The organism is Lutibacter sp. (assembly GCF_040883305.1).
Lineage (GTDB): Bacteria > Bacteroidota > Bacteroidia > Flavobacteriales > Flavobacteriaceae > Lutibacter.
In genome coordinates this window covers 1-3756 of record NZ_JBFLKT010000244.1, presented here as the reverse complement: position 1 = coordinate 3756, position 3756 = coordinate 1, and the positions used below count along the sequence as shown (strand labels likewise).

At 32.8% G+C, this 3756-nt stretch carries 3 protein-coding genes; all 3 read left to right on the top strand.

Annotated elements, in window-relative coordinates; all coding sequences use genetic code 11:
- Positions 1-249 (top strand): inorganic diphosphatase (locus AB1Z17_RS07730; RefSeq protein ID WP_368051226.1); only part of this gene is annotated, 249 nt, incomplete at its 5' end.
- 124 nt (positions 250-373) lie between these two features.
- Positions 374-2791 (top strand): sodium-translocating pyrophosphatase, encoded by a 2418-nt coding sequence (locus tag AB1Z17_RS07725; RefSeq protein WP_368051225.1) that lies wholly within the window; start codon positions 374-376, stop codon positions 2789-2791.
- 288 nt (positions 2792-3079) lie between these two features.
- A partial coding sequence (locus AB1Z17_RS07720) for a sodium/proton-translocating pyrophosphatase (protein WP_368051224.1) occupies positions 3080-3756 on the top strand: 677 nt, incomplete at its 3' end.

The window sequence follows — 3756 nt, the reverse complement described above, 5'->3', positions numbered from 1 at the left end:
CCAGATGAAAAAATAATATGTGTTCCGGTTTCAGATCCAATTTGGAATAATAGAAGAGATATACACGATTTAAATCCTCATAGATTAAAAGAAATTGAACACTTTTTTCAAGTTTATAAAGATTTAGAAGAGAAAAAAGTAGATGTTGGTGGTTGGGGAGATGCGGCAGAAGCCGAAAAAATTTATCATGAATGTATTGCTAGGTACGAAAATAGCGAACACAAGAAAAAAAGAACATTTACAATATAAAATAAAATTAATCAACGATTTATAGAAACCATCTTTAAAATTAAAGGTGGTTTTTTTTATAGTTTATATTTTACTATTTTAGCGCACTTAGAAAAATTAATTAACTTAACTTATTAACTAAAGAATGGAATTTATTGTAAAATTTTTGCCTCTATTTGGGGTTTTAGCACTTGTGTTTGTTGTGTTTAAAAATGCTTGGGTGTCTAAACAAGATGGAGGAAATGAAAAAATGATGAGGATTGCTAAGCACATTGCCGATGGTGCAATGTCGTTTTTAAAAGCTGAATACAAAATATTATTAATATTTGTTTTAGGGGTTGCAATTTTATTATATTTTAAAGGAACTTATGATGTTGGTTCTCACGGAATGGTAGCAGTATCATTTATTGTAGGTGCAATTTGTTCTGCTTTGGCAGGATTTATTGGAATGAAAGCAGCTACTAAAGCAAATGTTAGAACTACACAAGCTGCAAGAACTTCTATAGGAAAAGCATTGGAAGTAGCTTTTGCAGGTGGATCTGTAATGGGATTAGGAGTTGTGGGTCTTGGAGTATTAGGATTAAGTTCTCTGTTCATGTTATATCAATTGATGTGGCCGGGAACAGAAAATATACCAATGGTATTAAATGTACTTTCAGGTTTTTCATTAGGAGCGTCTTCAATTGCACTTTTTGCACGTGTAGGTGGTGGAATTTATACAAAAGCAGCCGATGTTGGTGCAGATTTAGTTGGTAAAGTTGAGGCAGGTATTCCTGAAGATCATCCATTGAATCCAGCAACAATTGCAGATAATGTAGGTGATAATGTAGGTGATGTAGCTGGTATGGGAGCCGATTTATTTGAATCCTATGTTGGTTCTATTATTGGTACAATGGTTTTAGGAGCACTAATTTTAACTCCTGATTACGGAGGTTTAGGAGCGGTTTATTTACCGTTGGTTTTAGCAGCTGTTGGAATTGTATTATCAATTGTAGGTACATTTTTTGTAAGAGTTAAAGAAGGTGGTAGTCCACATAAAGCATTGAATTTTGGTGAATTCGGATCAGGGTTTTTAATGATTATTGCTTCATTTTTCATCATTGTAAAGTCAGGTTTATTACCAGATGAATGGATAACAGATGGAGTACAATATAATGCAATGGGTGTTTTTTATGCTACATTGGCAGGTTTAATTGCCGGTTTTGCTGTTGGAAAGGTAACAGAATTTTATACAGGTACTGGAACAATCCCAGTAAATTCTATTGTAAAACAATCTGAAACTGGTGCTGCAACTAATATTATTGCTGGTTTAGGTGTTGGAATGATGTCTACCATGTTTCCAATATTGTTTATTGCAGGAGCAATTATGTTCTCTCACTATTTTGCAGGTTTATATGGTATTGCAATAGCAGCTGTAGGAATGTTAGCAAATACAGGAATTCAATTAGCGGTAGATGCTTACGGACCAATTTCTGACAATGCTGGAGGAATTGCTGAAATGGCTGAACTACCAAAAGAAGTGCGTCAGCGTACGGATGAGTTGGATGCTGTTGGAAATACAACTGCTGCAATTGGAAAAGGATTTGCAATTGCTTCTGCTGCATTAACAGCATTAGCATTATTTGCAGCATTTATGAAAACTGCAAATATTACATCAATTGATGTGTCTAAACCAGAAATTATGGCGGGTCTATTAGTAGGAGGAATGTTGCCATTTGTCTTTTCTGCTCTGGCAATGAAAGCAGTGGGACGTGCTGCAATGACTATGATTGAAGAAGTGCGTCGTCAATTTAAGGAAATACCACAATTACGTGCTGCTTTAGAGGTAATGAGAAAGCATGACTCAAAGAAAGAGAATTTTTCAAAAGAAGAATTAGCTATTTTTGATGAAGCTGATGGATATGTTGAATATGAAAAATGTGTTGAAATTTCTACAGAGGCTTCTATTAGAGAAATGGTTTTACCAGGTTTATTGGCTTTAATAGTTCCTGTTCTTGTTGGGTTTATTGGTGGTGCACAGATGCTTGGAGGTTTGTTGGCAGGTGTTACTACTTGTGGTGTTTTAATGGCAATTTTTCAATCAAATGCTGGTGGCGCTTGGGATAATGCTAAAAAAACAATTGAAGAGCACGGAAGAAAAGGATCTGAAGCACATAAAGCTTCGGTAGTTGGTGATACAGTTGGTGATCCATTTAAAGATACTTCAGGACCTTCTTTAAATATTTTATTGAAATTAATGTCGGTTGTGGCATTGGTAATTGCACCAAGTATTGCTTTAAATGCTGTTGATGTAGCAAAATATGCTGGAGATAAAGCTCAAACTGAAGTTGTTGTTAAAGTAGTTAAGAAAGAGGTAATGGTGACTATGGAAAAAAATGATGACGGAACTGTAAAGGCTATAGTTACTACAACGACCATAGAAAACGAAGAAGAAGTTGTTGTAGAAATAGTTTTTGAAGGTACTGAAGAAGAAGTGAAATCAAAAATAGAAGCATTAGAAGATGCAGATGTTAAGGTTAAAAAAGTTGAAAAAATAATTAAAGAAGTAGAAAATAAAAATTAGAATATTCTTTTTTTATAATAGTAAAAGCTCACCATTTTAATTGGTGAGCTTTTTGTTTTTGGTTAAGCCTTAAAAAGTTAGAACGAATATAAATAATTACTTTATTAAGATTTATATCTATTAATTAGTACCTTTATAGTGTATTTAAGACTAAATGGTGCGATTTAATTTGGAACATCCCCTAAATATAAATCAATTTCAAGAAAATCTCCTTTCTTGTATTATCGTTTTGATGTTTTATTACCTGCTGTATTTTAAAATAATCACTAATCTTTATCTTTTTAACCAATGAAAAAAATTATCGCAATTTTAATTGTATTAATGCTTCCTGTAAATATGTTTGCAAGTGAAGCAGATTTAGTAATTCCAGATGTAATCAAGAATCAATATATTTTATATTGGGGTTTTGTAATTACAATGTTAGGACTGCTTTTTGGGTTTTATCAATTTATTCAAATTAAAAAAATTCAAGCGCACAAATCTATGTTAGAGGTGGCTCAAGTTATTTTTGAAACATCAAAAACCTATTTAATTCAACAAGGAAAATTTATTTTAGTATTATTTTTATTTATTGGAACTGCGGTAGCTTTTTATTTTGGGTTTTTATCTAAAGATCCAGAAACGGGTGAAAATTTATTTGGTGTTATTGGAGTGTTAATGATTCTCGGTTGGACAATTCTGGGAATTTTAGGTTCTTATGCTGTTGCTTGGTTTGGAATCAGAATGAATACTTTGGCGAATTCACGAATGGCATTTGCTTCATTAGAGAGAAAACCTATCAAGTTATTAAATATTCCTTTAAATGCTGGAATGAGTATTGGTGTAGTCTTAATTTCTTTGGAATTAATTATGATGTTAATAATTCTACTTTTTGTGCCAGGAGAATATGCCGGTGCAAGTTTTATAGGTTTTGCAATTGGTGAATCTTTAGGTGCTTCAGCTCTTAGAATAGCAGGTGGTATTTT